We start from the raw sequence: 20315 nt of genomic DNA on the forward strand, positions 1-20315 counted from the left end.
CTTCCCTTATTCTTATTGTTTCATATACATATGATTAGAAGAAGGGTGTAGTTGATGTAAGCAAAGTTACACTCTCACTTAGAATATAATAAGTTACAAAGAAAAATAGCTAGCGCACCATTTTTTAGTACGCTAGCTCCTTAAAAATTTTATCTAGTTCATTTCCTTTTCTTTTCTTCTAGAAACAAAAATGCAAGCTCCACCTATAACTATTATTATAAGTCCAGATACTACTAGTTCATTCATACCTATTGGAGAACCTAATTTAGGTATTTTAGCACCATTACTAGTACTTGCTTTTACACTTGTGTCATTACTATTATCTTTAGTGTTATCACTAGATGATTTAATATCTTCATTCTTTGGTTTGTCTTCACCTGGCTTATTATCTTCATCCTTTGGCTTATTATCTTCATCCTTTGGCTTATTATCTTCATCCTTTGGTTTATTTTCACCAGGTTTAGTATCTTCATCCTTTGATTTATCTTCATCTACCTTTTTTTCTTCTATAATAAAGTTTATAGTCTTTTCTGTTTTATTACCCGCTACATCTACAGCTGTAACAACTAATGTATGCTTTCCTAATTCTTTTATAGAAGTTCCATCATAAACCTTTTCATCAAGTGTCATTGTTATAGTTACCTTTTCATTAGCCTTAACCTCTGGGGTTACAGCTTCGGTATATACCTTACCTTCTTCAACCCCAGTTACTGTTACCTCCGGCGCTGTCTTATCAATAGTAAAGCTTACTTTACACTCCTCAGATACGTTACCTGATTTATCTTCTGCCGTAACGACTAAAGTATGATTTCCCTCTTCCTCTATAACTGTGCCTAAATATGCTTTCCCATCAAGTGTCATTGTTGTAGCAGCATCTTCATTAACTTTAATCTCTGGTTTTATAGAAGAATTGTATACTTTTCCATCCTCTACTCCTTCTATAATTACCTTAGGTGCTTCCTTATCAACAATTACATTGTATTCTTTTAAGAAGGCATTTCCAAATAAGTCCTTAGCTTGTACTAAGACCTTTTCATTGTTCGACACATTAACTTCGTGTTCAAAGTCCCTCTTATTATGTGACTCACCAGTAATAGGAAATTGATTTAATGTAAGTATATTGTTTCCGTTAATAAATAATGAATATCCAAAACCATCATCTGCTGCAGTACCTTTAATCTTTAAGGTATCTTTATTTGTATATACATTTCCATCTGCATTTTCTATTGGTTCTGATATATTTATCTTTGGAGCTTTATCATCATAAAGGATATCATAAACATAGTTATAATAAACCTTTCCATTAGCATCCATAGCAAAAACTGATACCTTTTTTCTTATTGAATCAATTGATACAGGTGCTTCAAAAGTTAAATCCTTTTTGATCACTACATCTTTGCCATCGATTTTCAATGTATTTATTCTTTTACTAACATAACCTTTTGCATTGTATATTCCATCCTTTACTTCGCCCTGAGTTGGATCTATTACAGTAAATGACTTTAAATTTGTAAATTTAATCATGAAATCTTGAGTTGAATTTTCATAACCCACGCTCAGTTCTGTTTTAGTAGAATTCAATGCTTCATCTTGTGCCACTATTTCTAATATATTATTTGCATCCCAAAGCCTAGTCTCTAATTCAAATGTTCCATCAGAGTTTACATCTGCTGTATCCCATCCAACCTTTACAGTAATCTTGTCAGGTTTACTTTCATTGTCAGTTACAACACCTTTTATTAAAACCTTGTCCGTGTTAGAGATTATTCCCTCAGTTCCACTTTGTACTGGAGAAGTTATTTTAATTACTGGAGCCTCAGTATCAACCGTAACCTTATAATTTTTAGTTATGGCCTCTATTACATTGCCATTAGCATCCTTAGCTATAATCTTAATTTCATTTACGCCTTCTTTAACCTTTAAGTCAAAGCTAAATTCAGACTTAGCTGTCAAATTAGCTTTTTCACCATTAATTTGGACTTCTTTAACATCCTTTGATACTGTTCCTATAATACGGTAAACACCATCATTAACTACGGATTTATTAATGAACATTTTATCTTGTAAATTTTGAACACTCAGTACTGAACCAAGTGTTATCGTGTCCACTCCTATATTTAAAGCACTATCACGAGCTCCAATGCTAATACTATTTTCCATTACATTATCAACTTCAATTTTAACACTATAAATATCATCTTCAACCGCAATTGCTTGTTCTGCTTCAGATATACGTTCACCATTTAAATATACGTGTGAATAACTTCCACCGCCTTCTGACTTTTCAATTAATTTTGAAGCTCCTGGACCTTCATCCTTTTGAGTCCATTTAACAGTAACGGTATCTCCATCTAAATCTTTTTCTGCAGATAAGATTGTCACCTTTGGAGCCTCTGTATCAACCTTTAAAGGTAAATACAAAACTTGTGGCTTAGCATTTGGTAAATCAACCTTTGTTATTACTCTAATGTAATACTTACCATCCTTAGCAACTTCATACTTGCCAGTACTCCTATTATAGAAAGTTCCATCCCACATTCCCGAATAACACATTTGAGCACCTGCGTTTTGCTTTGCAAGCATTCCCTTACGCAGGTAATCTTCGTCTCCTAATGCTCTTAATACCTTTTCTGTACCATCATTCTTATCCACTACATCATACTTAATATTTTTAGCATTTCTAAGTACAACTAAGTAAGGTTGCGCAAAATCACAAGCATCATCACCATTAGGAGAAATGGCAACAGTTTCCGGATCAACCTTTAAACCATGGTCTTTTGATTCTTCAAATTGACCAAGGCATACTGGAATATTTAAGAAAAGTCCCTCTGTTAATGTTGTGTATCCACTTATTGATCCCTCTTCGTAACTTGGTTTATCAATTATAGATTCCTTGCCCCAATCTCCACAAAAACCCATGTAAGGTATAACTAAATCTGGTGTATTATCTGACTTTCCTTTTAAATGAACAAAACCTTCAACAAATCTGTCTTTTTCTAACTTACTTGGTAAAGTTATATTCACTTCTATTATCTCTTCTGCTTGTCCCTTTAAAGATATTGATTCTTTACTAAACTTTGTTTTAGCACCTTCAATTATATAATCTGCAAAATGCTTATCCTCGTCAATTATATTTTGAGCTAAAACTCCTTCTGTAAATAAATCATAATTAGCTAATTGACTTCCATAATTTTTTACTTTTATTTTAAAACTAAAATTATTACCAACTTCTTTAACTGACACAGTAGCTTTATTATTTTCTCCTGTTAATAAAACGGTGTTATTTATTGCATTCTCAATATTTGCCAAACCAGCACCTTGTCTTCTTGGCGAATATGGTACTCCACTACCTAATGCATTATCCAATTGAACCTTTGAAGTATTTATTAAAGTTTTCTTTGAAAACTCTACAAGTTCTCTTCCTGTAAGGCTTGGCATACTCTTTTTTAACCCTTGCATTACTAGTGCAGATGCCCCTGCTATATGAGGAGCTGCCATGGAGGTCCCACTCATATTATCATATTTATTATCATTTACTGTAGAATATATACCTCCACCAGGAGCTGATATTTCTGGTTTAAGCTCAAGGTTTGGAGTTGGTCCAAAGGATGTAAAAGTTGACATTTGTCCACTAGTTACACTTACTTCTTCACTCTTGTTTCCTGTAAATGTAACCTTTGCTTCGCCTTTTACAGCTTCAGCTATCTTTTTTCCAGCTGAATTTTTAATCCATGCTGTTGGAAGTAACGTCTTATCCTCATACATACCATGAAGTGTCTCATCTCCGTCATTACTATATATAATAACTCCTATTGCACCATGCTCCATAGCACCCTTTCTTAAAATAGAACTAGTTGATTCACCCGTATACTTTATTAATGCTATATTACCTTGAAGTTCATCTTGTAAATTGTACATATCGGCTTCTGATCCTACTCCACAATCAACTATAGTATATTCTGAATCCTTTAATTTTATGGCTGGATCATTTTCTGATGGGTAATAGTTGAAGTCTTCTGATTTTCCATTAATATTTACACTAAGATTATTGTTTATACTTATAGAATTGTCTGAAGATGCAACAGCTAATGAATCTTCTGCTGAAGCTGGTGATGATATCATAGCAGTATCCTTAATTCCAAACTTATCAATAGGAGTTGTTCCACCAGAAGTATCTGTTGAAGTAGCATCATTACCTGCTGCTATAACTACCATAACACCTTTGTCTGTTGCATTTTTTATTGAAACTGCAACAGGACTGCTCTCATCTTGAAATCCTGCTGAGCTTCCCAAACTCATATTTATTATGTCTGCACCGTGCTTTACTGAATCATCTATAGCTGCAATTATATCATCATCAAAACATCCACTTATTTCAGGATTATTAGAGAATACTTTCATTGCTAGTAATTGTGCTTCAGGTGCAACCCCTTTTATAGAGTTAAATCTATCAATCCCATCTCCATTTGCTGAAACTATCCCCGCAACGTGCATACCATGTTGACTCACCCCAGCTCCAGGTTTAACATCATCATTATTGTCTGCAAAGTTGTGTCCATAAGGCACCTTAGATGTAAACTTTGTATGTTCACCTTTTTGAATATCTTGAATTTTTGCTTTTAAAGTGTCTGTTAACTTCATGTCCTTATGCCCAACATCTAACCCTGTATCAATAATGGATATTACCAAACCTTCTCCGTTATAATTTAACTTCTGCCATACTTCTACTGCATTTGTAAGCTTAGTAGCATTATTCATAATTGGATAATACTTAATTGCCTCTTTTACAGCTTTTACTCCTGGAATAGCTTTTAATTTGGATATTTCACTTCTTTTAACATTCATGCTAAATCCGTTAAAAGCATCAGTATAGGTTTTTCTAATCTCTGCGCCCTCTAAATCTTTTGCTTTTGATTCAATTCCTGTTTGGATTTCTTTTAGTTTTGTGTCAGAAGTAGAATCCCTTTCCATTTGAACTATTACCCTTACAACTTCATTTGGATTGTTTTCTTTCACAGCACTTCCTTCATTTGAGTTTAGTTTTTCCTTAATACTTTCTTGTCTTTCTTTTAAGAAATCTGCCTTAATAGCCTCAATAATTTTGTCGTTTTCGCTTAATGGCTTAGCATTGGTGATTAGCGGACTCACTGTTATTACTGAACTAAAGATAACAGTGAAAGCAAGCACTGAAGATAAAAATCTTTTATGCCCATTTTTCATTTATATCCCCCCTTTTTCAACTTCTGTAAAATTCAACCATATAAGTATTGTAATTTGTTTCCAAAACTTTGTCAATAAACAATGTTAAATTTCAATAAAGCTTTTTATAGTATTTTTATTATCTATCAAACACATAACTAAAAGCGAGACTCATATAATGATAAATATAATCCAATTAAGTGCTTATATTTATTAAACTTCTGGGCTCTAGATGCAATTTTAAAAAATAAAGCGACCCCCTTATTGCTTAAAGTATAAAAAGTACATATTCAGACATACTAAAATTCATAGGGAATATTCCTTATATAAATTTGAGCTTTACATTATTATTTTAAAATTTAAAAACTATTATAATAAGGAAGAAGAATATTAATGGACTTTTATAAGGTAATTGAAAACAGAACAAGTAATAAGAGCTACAAATCAACCCCTATACCCAAAGAAAAATTAGATAATATTATTAATGCTGCTTTAATGGCACCTTCATGGAAAAATAAAACTTGTTATAGATTTATTTTTATCAATGAACGAAAACTAATAGATCAAATATCCAATACAATTATAAACAAAACATCAAATGCTGTTAAACAAGTGCCAATAATTGCTGTTATAGTGGCAAATCCATCGGAAAGCGGTGAAGATGATAACAAATCATATTTTATGCTAGACTGCGGTATTGCAATGGAACATCTCATATTAGCAGCAACAAATGAAGGTTATGGAACCTGCTGGATAGGCTCTTTTGAGGAAGAAACGGTACGTAAGATTTTAAATATACCTGAAAATTTCAAAGTAGTTGCAATGACTCCAATTGGTGAAACGGATGAAAATGATGAGCATTATCCGCCAAAGGATATCTCCAAACATATTTATTACAACAGTTGGGAGAATTCAACTAGGCAATAATACCTCCTTAATTTTTTTACAAAAAGTTTGTGCAACCCTTATTATAAATTCTGCATCAATAGGGTTGCACAATTTCAGAATTTAATATTTACTATAAAGTTATACTTATATCTGATTTCATATAATTATTAATTATATCTCTCTTTCTTATAACATGACTATATAATATATAAAACCTTTTTATTCTTAAATAATTCTTCTATCTCTTTTGAAAAGAATTCTTTTATTTCCCTTATACTTTCCTTTTCATATACATATTTGCCATATCCAAATTGTCCATATTTGAATTTACGCTCTTCCTCATTCATAGGTAATTCACTTTCAGGGAATACCTGAAGTATTCTATTTTTAGCTACCATCGTATACCTATGAGATATTACCTCAAAGGTTACAGGGAATTTTAAGTTACTTGGAAGCTTTTCACTTAACTCTAGTAATAAATCATGATAATCTTCTTTAAAGCTAGGATAAATAAATATCGGTGCAATTAAAAAACCAACAGGATACCCTGACTCTGCTACCTTTATAGCTGCTTCTATTCTTTTGTCACGAGAAGCAGTAAAATGTTCATATTTATCTATAACAAGAGAAGTGTTAATACTAAATCTTACTTCTGTATGTCCATTGTGTTCTAGGTTAAGCAATGATTCTATATCATTGTATTTTGTTACAAATCTAAATCTGGCATTTGTTTCTTTTCCGAAAAATTCTATGGCTTTCTTTAATGAATTTGTGTAAGGTTCAACAGGTATAGGGTCAGATGTAGCCGCTCCTTCAAATATAGTTATATCAGGTAATCTTTCGTTAATATATTTTTGAGCTTGATTTAGAATGTCATCTATATTAGTATGTACTTTTACAAAAGGCTTATCTCCTAACTGAGTATTCAAATAACAGTATTCACACTGTCCCATGCATCCTGACACTAAGGGAAGCTGATAGTGCGCAGATGGTTTACATGTTTGAAACTTCAAAGTCTTTTTAGTTCCAACCACCAAAGTCTTCTTTCCTTCTCTATACTGAATAAATAAATCATTACCTGGAATATGCTGTTTTACTCTATTGGATGTTAAGTTTATTATCTCAACATTATCATTATCTTTAAACATTGAAAAAATATTCTTGCCCATTTCGTAATCTAACGAATCTTTTTCAAATATAATTCTTTTAGGTCTAAACATATTCTCTACTAAATAAATCACCCTATATTAAGTGATTTATTTTCTCCTTTCTGTGATAAATAAAATCTTTTTTCTTTGTATCTTATTGTTTCCTAAAGTTTATGGTTATATCCTAGAAATACTAAAATATATTAATAAAACCACCCTAAGTTTAAAAAGCACCCCATTAAAATTTACTTTAATGAAATGCTTTTACCTGGGAATTTCGTGGGCTCCGAGGTGTTAGAGGGAGACGAAGTTTACCTGTTGCTATTTGCGATTGTTAATATTTCTGTTCAAGCGCAGTTTTCCATTTTATTCTACCCTGGGTTCCTTGTGAGGACATGCTTTAAATTACATTTGTTCAAACATAGTTTGCGTATAACTCTTAATATCATTTGGATTAATCATATTGTATTTTTCTTTAACTGCACTAAAATAACTAGCAATTTGTTCCTTCTGAATAGTTCTGTCGGATACTACCGCCTCCGGCAGTTCTCCTCTGGTTGATAGCCATGGCGACTCTGAGTGAGTAAAATTTTCAAGAACTTTTCCACTATAACAACATACATTTTTAATCACGCTGTCCAAAATTGCTTTCTCTGAGGAAGTAAATACCGAATCATCAAACCCATCATTTCCTTCAATTGGATCAAACCGATAATCACGATACCTAAAATATATCTCGCGATAGACAGGTCCATGCACCCAGGCTTCACAATCCTCATAAAAGATAAATGTTTTATAAAAAGCAGAATAAAATCCCTGAATATAATATAATGCTTTCTGCAATGCTAGTGGTGTGATATCTTCACATTGGCTCAGCAAGTATTCAATGGTCAAATCTATCTTTGTTTTTTTGCTCCCTATTCTTCCGAGAAGTTCATCCACTGCTCTTTTGCTTTTTTCATAAGAAACAGCTGTTTTCAAGTTCCCTTTATTTTCTTCCAATATTTCCGAATAATATGATGGATTATCATAAATTTTTTGCAGAATTTCAGAGTACTGCTTTGTCGGCATATCTCCATCACAATAGCGAGAAAAAGTTTGTTCTCCCCAACCAAGTAAAAGAGAAAGCGGCCTTTTCCCAATTGCATATTTTTCTGGTATTGCTAAAATCAACTCTAGGGATATAACATTATTTCTTTCTCGATATACATCATATAGTGCTTTCAAATTAAAATCATTCACTTCTGCAACATAAATTTCAGTGCCACAATCTACGCAAAACGCTTCTTTTCCTGTATAAGAATACTTTTCACCTTTAATAGTACCTTCCATTTTCTTTTCACTAATAATAAAATTAACATCATTTCTACATTCTTCACAAAATACTTTTCTTTCACTCATAACAATGCCTCCTTTCAATTCCCGACTTACCTAAATAGGTAGTCAATCGTCTTGTTTGGTTTATGAAAAGATATTACAACTGTACGACTTCCATTTTGCATATCAATTATATTAAACTTTGCATAAACATCAACCATTTCTTCTTTTCCCTCTGCATTAAAGAGCTGTACCTGTGGCACAAATACATATAAAACTTCATGATCAAAGCCTAAATTCACATTCTTCAAGGAATGGCAGAAATCTTCTGTCTGAATTTGCAACAGAATTGAAGATTGACGTTCACTTCTAATGTTATATTCATTTATAAAATCAATATTTTCCTGTCTATGCTCATTCTTTGAAATCGTAAAACGTCTGTTTACCACACATCTTTTTATTTTATCAAGAATCGCATCTATCTGCTCTCTCGTATAATTCTGGTTATAGTACGGATTCATTGCATCACCTCTTTGTAATACAAAGATACCTTATTATATGCTACTTGTCAAGACTTATGCACCAATAAGTGCATTTACATTTGTAAACTTTTCATGTAAGATGCATTTTACCAACCAAGGACGGATGCATCTTTTGCTTTTTGCTTAATTTACGTCTCCACATTTATATCCATGCCGGATTTAAACTCAATTGTAAGTTTTTCATCATAGACCGCAATCTTTTCTATAAGCCTGCAAACTATCTGCTCGTCATATTCCTGTGTTGCGATTTTTTCTCCTTCATAAATGTTGTCATTTCTGCCACTTTCTGTTTCCGACTTGCGAGTCCAGCATTTTTAGCTAATGCAGTCTTTTTTCTCATTTCCAAGCCTATAAATCTCATTAGCTAGGCTAGAATAATCCTGATTGTTGTTGACAATCTTTAGAGTTCCTTCTTCTGCCATTTCAACTTTTGTTCAATTTGTTCTACCTCAGAACCATCAACCTGATTCATGGTAATTGCAATGTTTCGATTAAGGCAGTCCAAAGTATTTCTCGCAAATCGTATAATTGACTTGGTCACTATCATATCAATACAGCCTACCATGCACTCATCAATCATAGCAAGTGGATAAGTTATAGTAAATTGTACTTTAAAGCAGTATAAGGTCCATAAGACCAGTTGTAATGAGGAAAAGGTAGATAATATAGTAAATAGAGAATTTGATAATAGAAGCGATCTAGAAATAGTACTAAGTGATCTTACATATGTTAATGTGGCTGATAAATGGCATTATATATGATTATTAATCAACTTTTTTAATAGAGAAATAGTGGGGTATTCATCAGTCTCTAAAAAGGATGTCCTTATGATAATGCTGTTGCTGAGACTAGTTATAAAATTTTAAAAACAAAATTTGCATTTAACAGGATTTTTAAGAGCTTGTAATAACTAAAAAAGGATTTACGAAGTTATGTATTATGGTATAACAATAAACGTATTCATAGCGCTTTAAATTATATGACACCAATAGAATATCGACTAGCAAATATGACCGAATAAAATTTGTATAATAAAGTGTTGACAATTCAAACTCTTCTCTATCTCAGCAATACTTATTTAAAAGGTCTAACCTTTTTCTTTTGCATTGCATCAACACCCTCATCAAGTAATTTATATAATTCAAATTTACCTACAAGCTTCTCATAGGTTTCAATACTAATAACCTCTAAATCTCCGTGACCATTCTTTGTTATATACACTGGTTCTTTATACTTATGACAAAATGCTGATATTTCACTATAATTATTTCTTAAATCTGAACTCGGTCTTATTGTCGACATAACATACACCTCCTGTATTCGTAATAGTATACACAAAGATTATTAATCTTTATGCCCCTTGATTAATATATCATTATTCTGCCTCAAATCATTTTAATTATGTTGTCACTACAGGTTCACTTATCACTGCTGTAAACCCTCCACTAATTATAGTTTCATCCACACCTATAGCATCTTCATCAACGATAAATCTATAGTTTCTATCATGTTCCCTAACATCTCTACCATCTCTTATTTTTATGGTTTCGCATATAAATAATTAGAGTAGAGGCACGCTAAAAAGCACTTCATTAAATTCTAATCTAATGAAATGCTTATACCTGGTAATTTCCTGGGCCCTTGAGGTAGTTATGGTGAACAACGTGCCCCTCTTGCTATTTGCCATTGCTAATATTTCTGTTTAAGCGCAGTTTTCCATTTTATTCTACCCTGGGTTCCTTGTGAGGACGTGCTTCGCTGGACTCACTTGCTAATACTCGCCTTCTAATTTTGTTTGCGCAACATGCCACACTTATTTGGTGGCAAATACTCAAATTGATACTTATTATATAATAAATCAGCAGGACTGTTCGCTATCAAACATATATAACTATCTTCAAAAGTACTTTCTTCAAGGTAGTTATTGATTTCTTTCATTATTTTATCTGCAAAGCCTTTTTTTCGATAATGTTCATCCACCATGACATCGCTTATAACATAAGTTATTCCTCCATCACCTACAATTCTTCCAAATCCTATCAATTTTTCTTTGTCATAAAGAGATATTGTAAATAAAGAATTTGCTATTGCTTTTCTGCTTCTTTCCAAATCCTTATTTCCCATTCCTGAACGAAGCCTCAAGCTAACATAATCTTCTGCTTTCGGTTTTTCATAGAGCATTTTCATTTTCATATACCTCCCTTAATTATTTGATAGTGTTAACACTATCCTTTTTTTACTTATTTGAATCCTTGCTATTGCAAGGGCTTGTGCTATTTTAAACCTAAAAAAACAATGACCCCGCTCTTTTCTGGTATAATTGTTGTATCTCAACCCAACAAAATTCCAAAAGGAAGGTGTCATCATGAGTACAATTATATCAATATTAGTTACATATAATCAACTATTACTTTCACAAATAAATCAATTACTTATTTTAAATCTAAAAACTTTTAATCTGTTTTTTCATAGATTAGTTAACACTATCTTAATATATCAATATTATATCGCTTTATTGGTATAGTAATCAATATTCTGCCACAAATCATTTTAATTATGTTGTCACTACAGGTTCACTTATCACTGCTGTAAACCCTCCACTAATTATAGTTGCATCCACACCTATAGCATCTTCATGAGCAATAAATCTACAGTTTCTATCATTCTCCCTAACAGCTCTACCATCTCTTATTTTTATGGTTTCACATATAAATAATTAGAGTAGAGGCACGCTAAAAAGCACTTCATTAAATTTTACTCTAATGAAATGCTTATACCTGGTAATTTTCTGGGCCCTTGAGGTAGTTATGGTGAGCAACGTGACCCTCTTGCTATTTGCCATTGCTAATATTTCTGCTTAAGCGCAGTTTTCCATTTTATTCTACCCTGGGTTCCTTGTGAGGACATGCTACCCTGGGTTCCTTGTGAGGACACAGAAGTTTAGCACTTGAAAAGTTTTTAGGGCGATAGCCCGTTGATTTATAATGATTTGTATCAAATTAAGAAAATCGTTATTAATTCCGATTTTTGCTGGAATTTATAAGGGAAAAACTTGCATAATAAAAGCATCCTTTTTATAATAGTTTTAACTAGAAACTTAAAATAAAAGGATGCTGATAAAATGAACACAAATTATTTAAAACAAATGCTCACCTATATTAATAAGGTATATCATATAGGCAAAAAAATCAATACCTTAAAGGATAAAAGAATAAAATTTTCTGCAAAAGTTTCAACAATCTCCTTTGTGGTATTATTTGGGTTTATACTTCAAATAAGAAGTTTCAATAGATTAGAACACTTACTTGAAAAAAATAAATTTAAAAAGTTGCTACCTAAGAAAACTAAAGTGCCACGTATTGATACCGTTAGGCGCTCATTAAGCGACTTTGACTTAGAAGGTTTAAATAATATGCACAATCAAATAATAAAAACTGCGGTAAAAAATAAAGTCTTTAGAGCTAGTACTATGGATGGTTTAAAGGTAGTGGCAATAGATGGTGTAGAATTATTTGAAAGCACCAAAAAGTGTTGTGATAAATGTCTTAGCCGAGTTCACAATGGTGGAGTTACTCATTATTTTCACAGGTCAGTAGTATGTTCAACTGTAGGCTCTGATCCGAACCTTATTTTAGGACAGGAAATGCTTGAACCTAAAACAGATGGATCAAATAAGGATGAAGGTGAAACTACCGGAGGGAAACGCCTAATCAATAGGCTATATAAAGAATTTCATCATTTTGCAGATATCATAGTCGCTGACGCTCTATATTGTAAATCCACTTGGATTAAAGAAGTGCTATCAATTGGAATGAATGCAGTAGTACGAGTTAAAGATGAAAGACTTCATATTGTCAAAGATGCATTAGCTTTATTCAAGTGCAGGGAGCCAAATAAAAAGTGGGTTGTGAATAGAAAAAGTAACAACTATATAAAAATAAAAGCCTGGGATGAAGATAATTTTGAAATGTCTAATTCAGAGATAAAAGTAAGATTTATAAAGTTTATAGAAGAAGTACATAAAAAAGATAAAGTAGAAATCAAAGAATCATGGATTATAACTACAGACAAATTTACTTCAGTAGAAACTTTGTGGAAGATAATGCATAAAAGATGGGATATTGAAAATAATGCGTTTCATCAGTTAAAAACGGAGTGGCATTTAGATCATTGCTTTCTTCATAGCCCTACAGGTGTAGAAACAGTGCTTATGTTTATAGTAATAGCCTTTAACTTAATGCAATTATATTTTTTTCGGTGCATTAGAGGGTTTAGAAGAAAAAGGATGTTGCAAATAAATATAATTGAGGATTTAAGGGATGAGATGCTATTAGTACAAGATTGGATAAATCCTATCTTCGATACTACTTAACTAGTTTAATAATTGTAAATTAATTTTGAAGATACTTTGGGGAGGGGGAATTTATAGGCATTTTGCGACCTATCTTTGTGTTGTGTTTCCATATATCTTAATGAATGTAATAGGTGACAATTACAGTAAGAGTAAAATTTTCACTGGGATTTTAATGCGAAATCTCTGGTGAGGACATGCTTCGCTGGACTCACTTGCTTTAATCCTGTAAACTTATCTGTTGGCTGTTCTTCATCATCTAGTTCTCCGACTTTGACCAGTGCATTGCATATTTCGTCAAATTTATCGATCATCCATGAAAACAGTTCTTCCTGCTTTTCGGGATTAAAGATTTCACATTCACGCTTATAAATAATTCGCTTGGCCGTGCTGGTTTTTCTACTGGAGTACCAGTCCAACTTATCACCAAATACAGTTTCTATTTCTACTTTTTTTCTTTCCAATCGTGAGAATGTCTCTTGATTATAAGCATAGATAATCAGTGAGAGATACTTGCCCCTTGTTAGTGTAAATTCAAGGTGAAAATCTGCGTCTGAAATTGGAATATGATACCACCCCTGAGGGAATGGTTTTCTTGATGCAATATCCTCACCACGGCCTTCCTGATTACAATAATCAATAAAACGTGTCCAAAACTTCATCTGTTGTGTTCCAAGTTCTATATCTTGTCTCTGCTCGATATCAGATGATGTTTCTGCGGTTGAATGTTCTTCAGCATTTTCCTGTTCTTCCGGCAGTGATTCTGGAATCTCTCTGCCATCCATTGCAAAGGATACATAAATCAACTTATCCATCTGCTCCCCTGTAAATCTGAATTTCCAACGATTCTCCATAAACTGCAGGAGTAGTTTGCTATGCTTATAAATGCTTTCAGCTGACCAGTCAGTTTCCTTTACTATCTCAATTTCAGAATGGGATCCATTCTGGTATCCTCTTCTACCATTAGTCTTGGAAGTTTTCTTATCTTCAAAGCTATCATTCTGCAAAGCCGAGTTAATGCTTTGTGATAATGGCAATAGGTTACCTAATGCGCATGACAGCAACTCGATTTCCTCATCATCAAACTGTCTGAAATGATTTTTCCAATAATACTTTGTAGGTGTCTGTGGAAGAATGTGTTCAATAGATATTTTGTCTTTTTCTGTTTTAGTGAACATCTCCCAGCTAACCTTATCAATATTATTTTTCTTTGCCAGTAGGAATTCATATTCGTACAAAAAATACTTTATAGAGTTCCAGTAATAGAAACCACCCATATTGTCAAAATACTTTTCAATCTTCGTAACAAAGTTAGGTAGCGCATATTCGATATTGGCATTGGTAATCTCGTTAATATCATCAATTAAATCATCAATATCCATTTGTTTCAGATAAATGCTGCGAGTAGCACGGTAATATTCACTACTCCTAAAGGTTGCATTAAGATACCCCATCCTAAAACAAATGAACAAGAATCTTTCGATTGCTGCAAATGCCTCAATTCGTTTTTCTACCTTCAAGTCCCTCCTGCTAATAATTACCATTAATAGAGGTCTGAAGTACCCAATACCAATACGATTCAAGCGGTCAACCCATACTTTTTCATCCGCCGTCAAATTATTACTCTGCATAGGGAAGAAAGTGTCATACCAGTATTTTGCCATATCTTTTAGACTGTTAACATAGTTGGAAATCTCGCTTGGCTCCAACTTAGAAATCTCCACTACTTCTGGCTCAATATCATCTTCAGTTTCAATTTCTGCATCATACTCAATGTCATCTGAAGCCTCTTGTGTTGTATCTCTGACAACTACTGTTTTCTTTTCAAAAATATTCTTTGCTGAGAATTTATTTAAAAGAAAATGAATGTAGTCATCACCTTTTCTACGGGAATATGCAAAATAACTAATCCAATGTGCCTTTAAAAATTCATCATCAGAAAGAGGTGTCTTTTCATTTCTACCAAGCTGATAATATACCTCTTTCCATGCATCATTTATCTGCTTTCTAAGGTTTGCTTTATCCATCTCATCGAACTTTTCATCAGAATAAAGCGTGGTCAGATATATTAGTCTGTTTTTTAGTAATTCGAGGTTCGTTAATTTCTTCCCACGGTTATTCATCGTTTCAAAGGCAACAAACACATCGTAATCATCATCAATCTCATGAATGTTAAACATCAACCTTAATGTCAGTTTGAGATACAGATTACTTACACCTTCCAATTTTTCACTTAAATAAAGAGCCGATAAATTCTCTCTAAAGAATGATTTTGCATACTTCAAATTTTTCGTATAATAAGTTTCGTTGACCGTACCAGAATACGGTTCATTAAACACTCTATATCTGAGATAGTCAGCACTAGCGTTATCCACTTCATAACCGAACAAATATGTAGTAATCTGATTATTTGGCAGGGCAATTGCATTTAAAAACTTGAGTTAAATCCCTTTACATAGTAGAATTTATTTAATAATATTACTAATGTAAAGGGGATTTTTATAATTATGTATCACGAACTTTCAAATTCTTTTATAAGCATTTCAGACCCAAGAGATAATAATTCAAAACATAAGCTTATTGATATACTAACAATAGCAACTTGTGCAATAATATGCGGAGCCGATACATGGACAGATATAGCTCAATATGGCACATCAAAACAAGAGTGGTTTTCAACATTCTTAGAGCTTAATCATGGGATACCATCCCATGATACTTTTGGAAGAGTATTTTCTATTATTAATCCAAAAGAATTTCAGGAAGCGTTTATTAAGTGGATCAAAGATATTTCTGATAAAGTTACTGGTGACGTAATTGCCATAGATGGCAAGACAGTTAGGCATTCCTTTGATACAAGTAACAATAAATCAGCTATTCATATGGTAAGTGCATGGTCAAATCAGTTAGGTTTAGTTTTAGGTCAGATAAAGGTTAATGATAAATCAAATGAAATAACAGCAATTCCAGAATTATTAGATAAGATAGATATAAATAAATCTATAGTAACAATTGATGCTATGGGTACTCAAAAAAATATAGCTAAAAAAATAATCAAAAAGGGCGGAGATTATGTTTTAGCTTTAAAAGGTAATCATAAAAACTTTTCCAACGATATAAAATACTTTTTTGAAGAAGAATCTAAGAATAAATTTGCTGATGTTGAATATAGTTTTTTCAAGACTACTAACAAAGATCATGGCAGAATTGAAACACGTAAACATTACTTAATTAACGATTTAAACTGGCTTTCACAGAAGTCAGAGTGGAAAAACCTAAATAGTATAATTATGGTTGAATCTGAAAGAACCATAGGCGATAAAACATCTAAAGAAAGAAGGTATTATATTTCGAGCTTAACAGAAAATGTTGAAAAGGTTGCTGATGCCATTAGAAAACATTGGGGAATAGAGAATAGCTTACATTGGATTTTAGATATTGCTTTTAGAGAAGATGATAGCAGAATAAGAATTGAAAATGCAGCTGAAAACTTTGCCATCTTAAGGCATATAGCTTTAAACTTATTAAAAAATGAAAAATCAGTAAAGATTGGTGTAAAAGCTAAAAGACTCAAATCCGGTTGGGATAATGATTATTTAAGAAAGGTTTTAACTTCAATCCAATAGAAACATCGTTTTCATAAAGTTATTACAGTTCTAATATCTTAAGTAAACGTTATATTAAACTTCTATATTTTCAAGTGCAACAATATCCTTATACTACCAAAATATGATTAAACTTTAGCTCATTACAATATAAGGATGCAATTGCCCTGGATTATTTGGTGGTTTGTGTTGACAAATATATTTTGCTACAATATCTTTTAAGGTATCATAGCCAAGAACTATCTCTTCATCCGATTTTTCAGTGTTTTCTTCCAAAGAACGTGTAAACTCAACTATCTCATTTAAGAGAATGATGAATGTTGTAAGACGCTGCTGTCCGTCAACAATATTGCAAGCCTTAAATCCCTTGTCCAGCATCCACAAATCGCTGCCCCAAGTTTTAGTTTCACTGCGTTTCAGTGTTTTCAATGATAATAAACCCGTGTAATGATATCTGCTATCTTGTAAATTTATTAAATCATCCCAAAAGTCAGCAAGTTGCGATTGCTGCCATGCATATCCACGCTGATAATCTGGTATTCTAAATAATCTATTTTGAAATAATAATGACAAAGGTTGCAATTCACTAGCCATTCCAAGCACCTCTCTATTGATTTATTTTGTCTCTCTTTTTACATAGGTAAGTTCTATATCATAGCCAAGAGCCTCAATCATCTGCACAAATGTCTTGTTTACAATACCATCCTGCTTTTTGATGATACGATTCACATAAGATTTTGTAGTATTGATGTCTTCTGCTATTTTTGCCTGTGTGGTTCCATTCTCTATACACCTGACTTTAACATCGAGTTCTATATTATTTTTAATCATGTTCTACACCTCTGCTTGTTTGCTCTTAACTTATTTCACAAATCAGATAACTTATTGTACTACAATTTTTGGTAAATTTCAATTATACCAATGTAATAGATAAATGAAGTTTTCACCACAGAAAACACCCTGCATTTCTGCAAGGTGCTAACTTCTGTAATTTTTTTTATCTTTCAACATCAACACTTGTTCCTGACTTGAATTCCACCGAGAACTTTTTCTCATAAACCGTTATCTTTTCAACCATTCGCCTCACAAGGGATTCATCATATTCTTCTATCTGCTCCATCTGCTCTGCAAGGAACTCCTGCATCTCAGCAATTCGCTGTTTCAAGCCTTCTCGTTCCGCATTCTCTGCCATAGTATTCTGCTTTAGTTCTCTAAGACGGTCTATCTCATCAGCAAGGTCATTATAATCCTTTTTAGCATTTGCTCGTTTTAACAGTTCCTTTTGTAATTCTTCCAGTTTGGCATTGATTCTTTCCATAGAGCCTTCATCTTCCAAAGCAAGTACTGATGCAATGTTCTGCTCTAGGGCTATAAGCATATCATCCTTGCCACCAAGTGCCATATTGATAGCTTTTATTACAGCCGCTTGAAGTTCCATTTCTTGAACTGTAGGTGCATCACAGCGTTCTGGACCATGTTCCACTCGAGTGACACATCGCCAAACAAAGGAACGTTTGCCTCTGTTATTCCAAGCAATTCTGCGATATATGTCACCACACTTTGGGCAGTAAACAATGCTGGATAATGCGTACTTACTGCTGTAGACTCTTTTCTTTCTATTCTCACCGCTGTGAAGATTTGTTTTTCTTAGCATTTCTTCCTGCACCTGCATATAAAGTTCTCGGGGTATGATGGCTTCATGGTTATTTTCTACATAATATTGTGGAACGATGCCATTATTCTTAACTCTCTTTTTCGTAAGTACATCTACTGTATATGTCTTCTGCAAAAGGGCATCACCGATGTATTTCTCATTTTTTAAGATTTTCTTTATAGTTTCTGGTCTCCATTTTGCTTTCCCTGCTACAGTTAGGGTGCCATCAGATTCTAAAATTTCTCCGATTTGTTTCAGGCTTTCTCCTTGCAGATACTCCAAATAAATACGTTTTATAATTTCTGCCTCAGTAGGTTCAATAATAAGATGACCTTCATCATTTTTGGTGTACCCCATAAAACGATTGTGGTTCACCTGTACCTCACCGTTTTGGTATCGGAACTGCAATCCCAACTTTACGTTCTTGCTTAAAGATTCCGATTCCTGCTGTGCAAGGCTCGCCATAATTGTAAGTAGAATCTCTCCCTTAGAATCTAAGCTATTGATATTTTCTTTTTCGAAGTATACGGGAATGTTCTTTTCCTTTAATAATCTAATGTATTTCAGGCAGTCTAGAGTATTGCTAGCAAATCGGCTAATGTACTTAGTAATAATCATGTCTGTGTTACCAGCCATACATTCCTCAATCATACGATTAAATTCTTCACGCTTTTTAGTGTTAGTTCCTGAAATACCATCATCAGCGAAAATCTTGGCAAACTCCCATTATTCATTTCTTTGTATAAAACTTATGTAATGCTCTATCTGTGCCTCGTAGCTTGTAGCTTGCTCATCGCTGTCGGTACTTACCCGGCAGTACGCTGCGACTCTGAGTTTTTGCTTGTCTTCCATCTTTATCAAGGGGATGACGGTCCATATACATTCTTATCCCTCTTCACAACTATTGGCCTGCATTAGTAAGTATACCTTTTATGTCTGCTAGCTTAAAGTAATTTACCCATTCCTTTACATATTTTTTGAGCTTCTTCTTTAGCTTTTTTTAACCTAAAGCATTACTTCTAGCGGTTATCTTCTTTATTCTAGTTTTTATTTTAGCTATACTTTTAGAATGTACCCTAGTTTTAATACCTGCTTTGCTAGGATTCTTTCTGTACTTCTTTTACATTTTTCAAACATTACCATATCAGTGAAACTTCGATTAAAAAAGCATTTCATTAGATTTTACTTTAATGAAATGCTTGTACCTGGTAAATTCTTGGATCCTGGGGTAGTTGAGGGGAACAACGTGCCCCTCTTGCTATTTGCCATTGCTAATATTTCTGTTTAATCGCAGTTTCCCATTTTATTCTACCCTGGGTTCCTTGTGAGGACATGCTTCGCTGGGCTCACTTGCTACTTATTTTTTTTATTATTGCTTGATGCCCTTATAAGTGAGTTGTATTTATTTATAAAGGGCTTATAAGGGGCTTGTTTTTTATATTTATCTAAGTTTGGTTAATATAACTTTTGCGATTTTTATTATGAAAATCAAATAAAAAAACATTTCATTAAAATTTACTTTAACGAAATGCTTACACTTGGTAATTTTCTGGGTTCGGGGTGTTAGAGGGAGACGAAGTTTCCCTCTTGATATTTGCGATTGCTAATATT

The 20315-nt window shown here is 33.0% G+C and carries 13 protein-coding genes and 2 pseudogenes; 5 read left to right on the forward strand and 10 right to left on the reverse strand.

The annotated features are described in order from the left end of the window. Nucleotides 1–153: 153 nt before the first annotated feature. Entirely contained in the window at nt 154–5220 is a 5067-nt protein-coding gene (locus DY168_RS09575; RefSeq protein ID WP_115641576.1) for a S8 family serine peptidase, read from the reverse strand. A 372-nt stretch (nt 5221–5592) separates the two neighbouring features. Here DY168_RS09575 and DY168_RS09580 point away from each other — a divergent pair, with 372 nt between their 5' ends. Next, nucleotides 5593–6126, forward strand: a complete 534-nt coding sequence (locus DY168_RS09580) for a nitroreductase family protein (protein ID WP_115641577.1) — start codon at nt 5593–5595, stop codon at nt 6124–6126. 158 nt (nt 6127–6284) lie between these two features. Here the strand turns inward: DY168_RS09580 and splB are convergent, their stop codons facing one another. From splB to DY168_RS09595, 3 genes are all read right to left on the reverse strand, one after another. Further along, nucleotides 6285–7307, reverse strand: coding sequence for a spore photoproduct lyase (gene splB, locus DY168_RS09585; protein WP_115642470.1), 1023 nt, complete (start codon nt 7305–7307; stop codon nt 6285–6287). A 333-nt stretch (nt 7308–7640) separates the two neighbouring features. After that, on the reverse strand, nt 7641–8636 hold the full coding sequence (locus DY168_RS09590; protein ID WP_115641578.1) for a type II toxin-antitoxin system antitoxin SocA domain-containing protein: 996 nt from the start codon (nt 8634–8636) through the stop codon (nt 7641–7643). 26 nt (nt 8637–8662) lie between these two features. Next, on the reverse strand, nt 8663–9001 hold the full coding sequence (locus tag DY168_RS09595; protein ID WP_242984101.1) for a hypothetical protein: 339 nt from the start codon (nt 8999–9001) through the stop codon (nt 8663–8665). Nucleotides 9002–9702: 701 nt separating this feature from the next. Here DY168_RS09595 and DY168_RS15275 point away from each other — a divergent pair. Both DY168_RS15275 and DY168_RS15280 read left to right on the forward strand, forming a co-directional pair. Then, nucleotides 9703–9852 (forward strand): annotated as a pseudogene (locus DY168_RS15275) (IS3 family transposase); the annotation flags it as partial. Between the two features lie 45 nt (nt 9853–9897). After that, nucleotides 9898–10115: pseudogene (locus tag DY168_RS15280) on the forward strand (IS3 family transposase); the annotation flags it as partial. Nucleotides 10116–10168: 53 nt separating this feature from the next. Here DY168_RS15280 and DY168_RS09610 read toward each other — a convergent pair. Continuing rightward, a complete protein-coding gene (locus tag DY168_RS09610; protein ID WP_115641581.1) occupies nt 10169–10396 on the reverse strand; it encodes a type II toxin-antitoxin system Phd/YefM family antitoxin in 228 nt (75 codons plus the stop codon). A 483-nt stretch (nt 10397–10879) separates the two neighbouring features. Next, nucleotides 10880–11287 (reverse strand): GNAT family N-acetyltransferase, encoded by a 408-nt coding sequence (locus DY168_RS09620; protein ID WP_242984102.1) that lies wholly within the window; start codon nt 11285–11287, stop codon nt 10880–10882. Nucleotides 11288–12215: 928 nt separating this feature from the next. Between DY168_RS09620 and DY168_RS15070 the strand changes: the two genes are divergently transcribed. Next, nucleotides 12216–13466: a transposase gene (locus DY168_RS15070; protein ID WP_115641061.1), complete on the forward strand. Its 1251-nt coding sequence runs from the start codon at nt 12216–12218 to the stop codon at nt 13464–13466. A gap of 140 nt (nt 13467–13606) precedes the next feature. Here the strand turns inward: DY168_RS15070 and DY168_RS09635 are convergent, their stop codons facing one another. Then, the gene (locus DY168_RS09635) at nt 13607–15820 is read right to left on the reverse strand and encodes a DUF4268 domain-containing protein (RefSeq protein ID WP_147291421.1); all 2214 of its coding nucleotides are present in this window, start codon (nt 15818–15820) and stop codon (nt 13607–13609) included. A 132-nt stretch (nt 15821–15952) separates the two neighbouring features. Here DY168_RS09635 and DY168_RS09640 point away from each other — a divergent pair, with 132 nt between their 5' ends. Beyond that, nucleotides 15953–17071 (forward strand): ISAs1 family transposase, encoded by a 1119-nt coding sequence (locus DY168_RS09640; protein WP_115640421.1) that lies wholly within the window; start codon nt 15953–15955, stop codon nt 17069–17071. A 114-nt stretch (nt 17072–17185) separates the two neighbouring features. Here DY168_RS09640 and DY168_RS09645 read toward each other — a convergent pair whose 3' ends face one another. The 3 genes from DY168_RS09645 to DY168_RS09655 all read right to left on the reverse strand — a co-directional run bounded on the left by DY168_RS09645 (nt 17186) and on the right by DY168_RS09655 (nt 19415). After that, nucleotides 17186–17644 (reverse strand): DUF262 domain-containing protein, encoded by a 459-nt coding sequence (locus tag DY168_RS09645; RefSeq protein WP_115641584.1) that lies wholly within the window; start codon nt 17642–17644, stop codon nt 17186–17188. A gap of 21 nt (nt 17645–17665) precedes the next feature. Next, a complete protein-coding gene (locus DY168_RS09650) occupies nt 17666–17881 on the reverse strand; it encodes a helix-turn-helix domain-containing protein (RefSeq protein ID WP_115641585.1) in 216 nt (71 codons plus the stop codon). A gap of 166 nt (nt 17882–18047) precedes the next feature. Next, on the reverse strand, nt 18048–19415 hold the full coding sequence (locus DY168_RS09655; protein WP_479723540.1) for a recombinase family protein: 1368 nt from the start codon (nt 19413–19415) through the stop codon (nt 18048–18050). Nucleotides 19416–20315: the final 900 nt, after the last annotated feature.

The organism is Clostridium putrefaciens, assembly GCF_900461105.1.
In the GTDB taxonomy this organism is placed as follows: domain Bacteria; phylum Bacillota; class Clostridia; order Clostridiales; family Clostridiaceae; genus Clostridium_L; species Clostridium_L putrefaciens.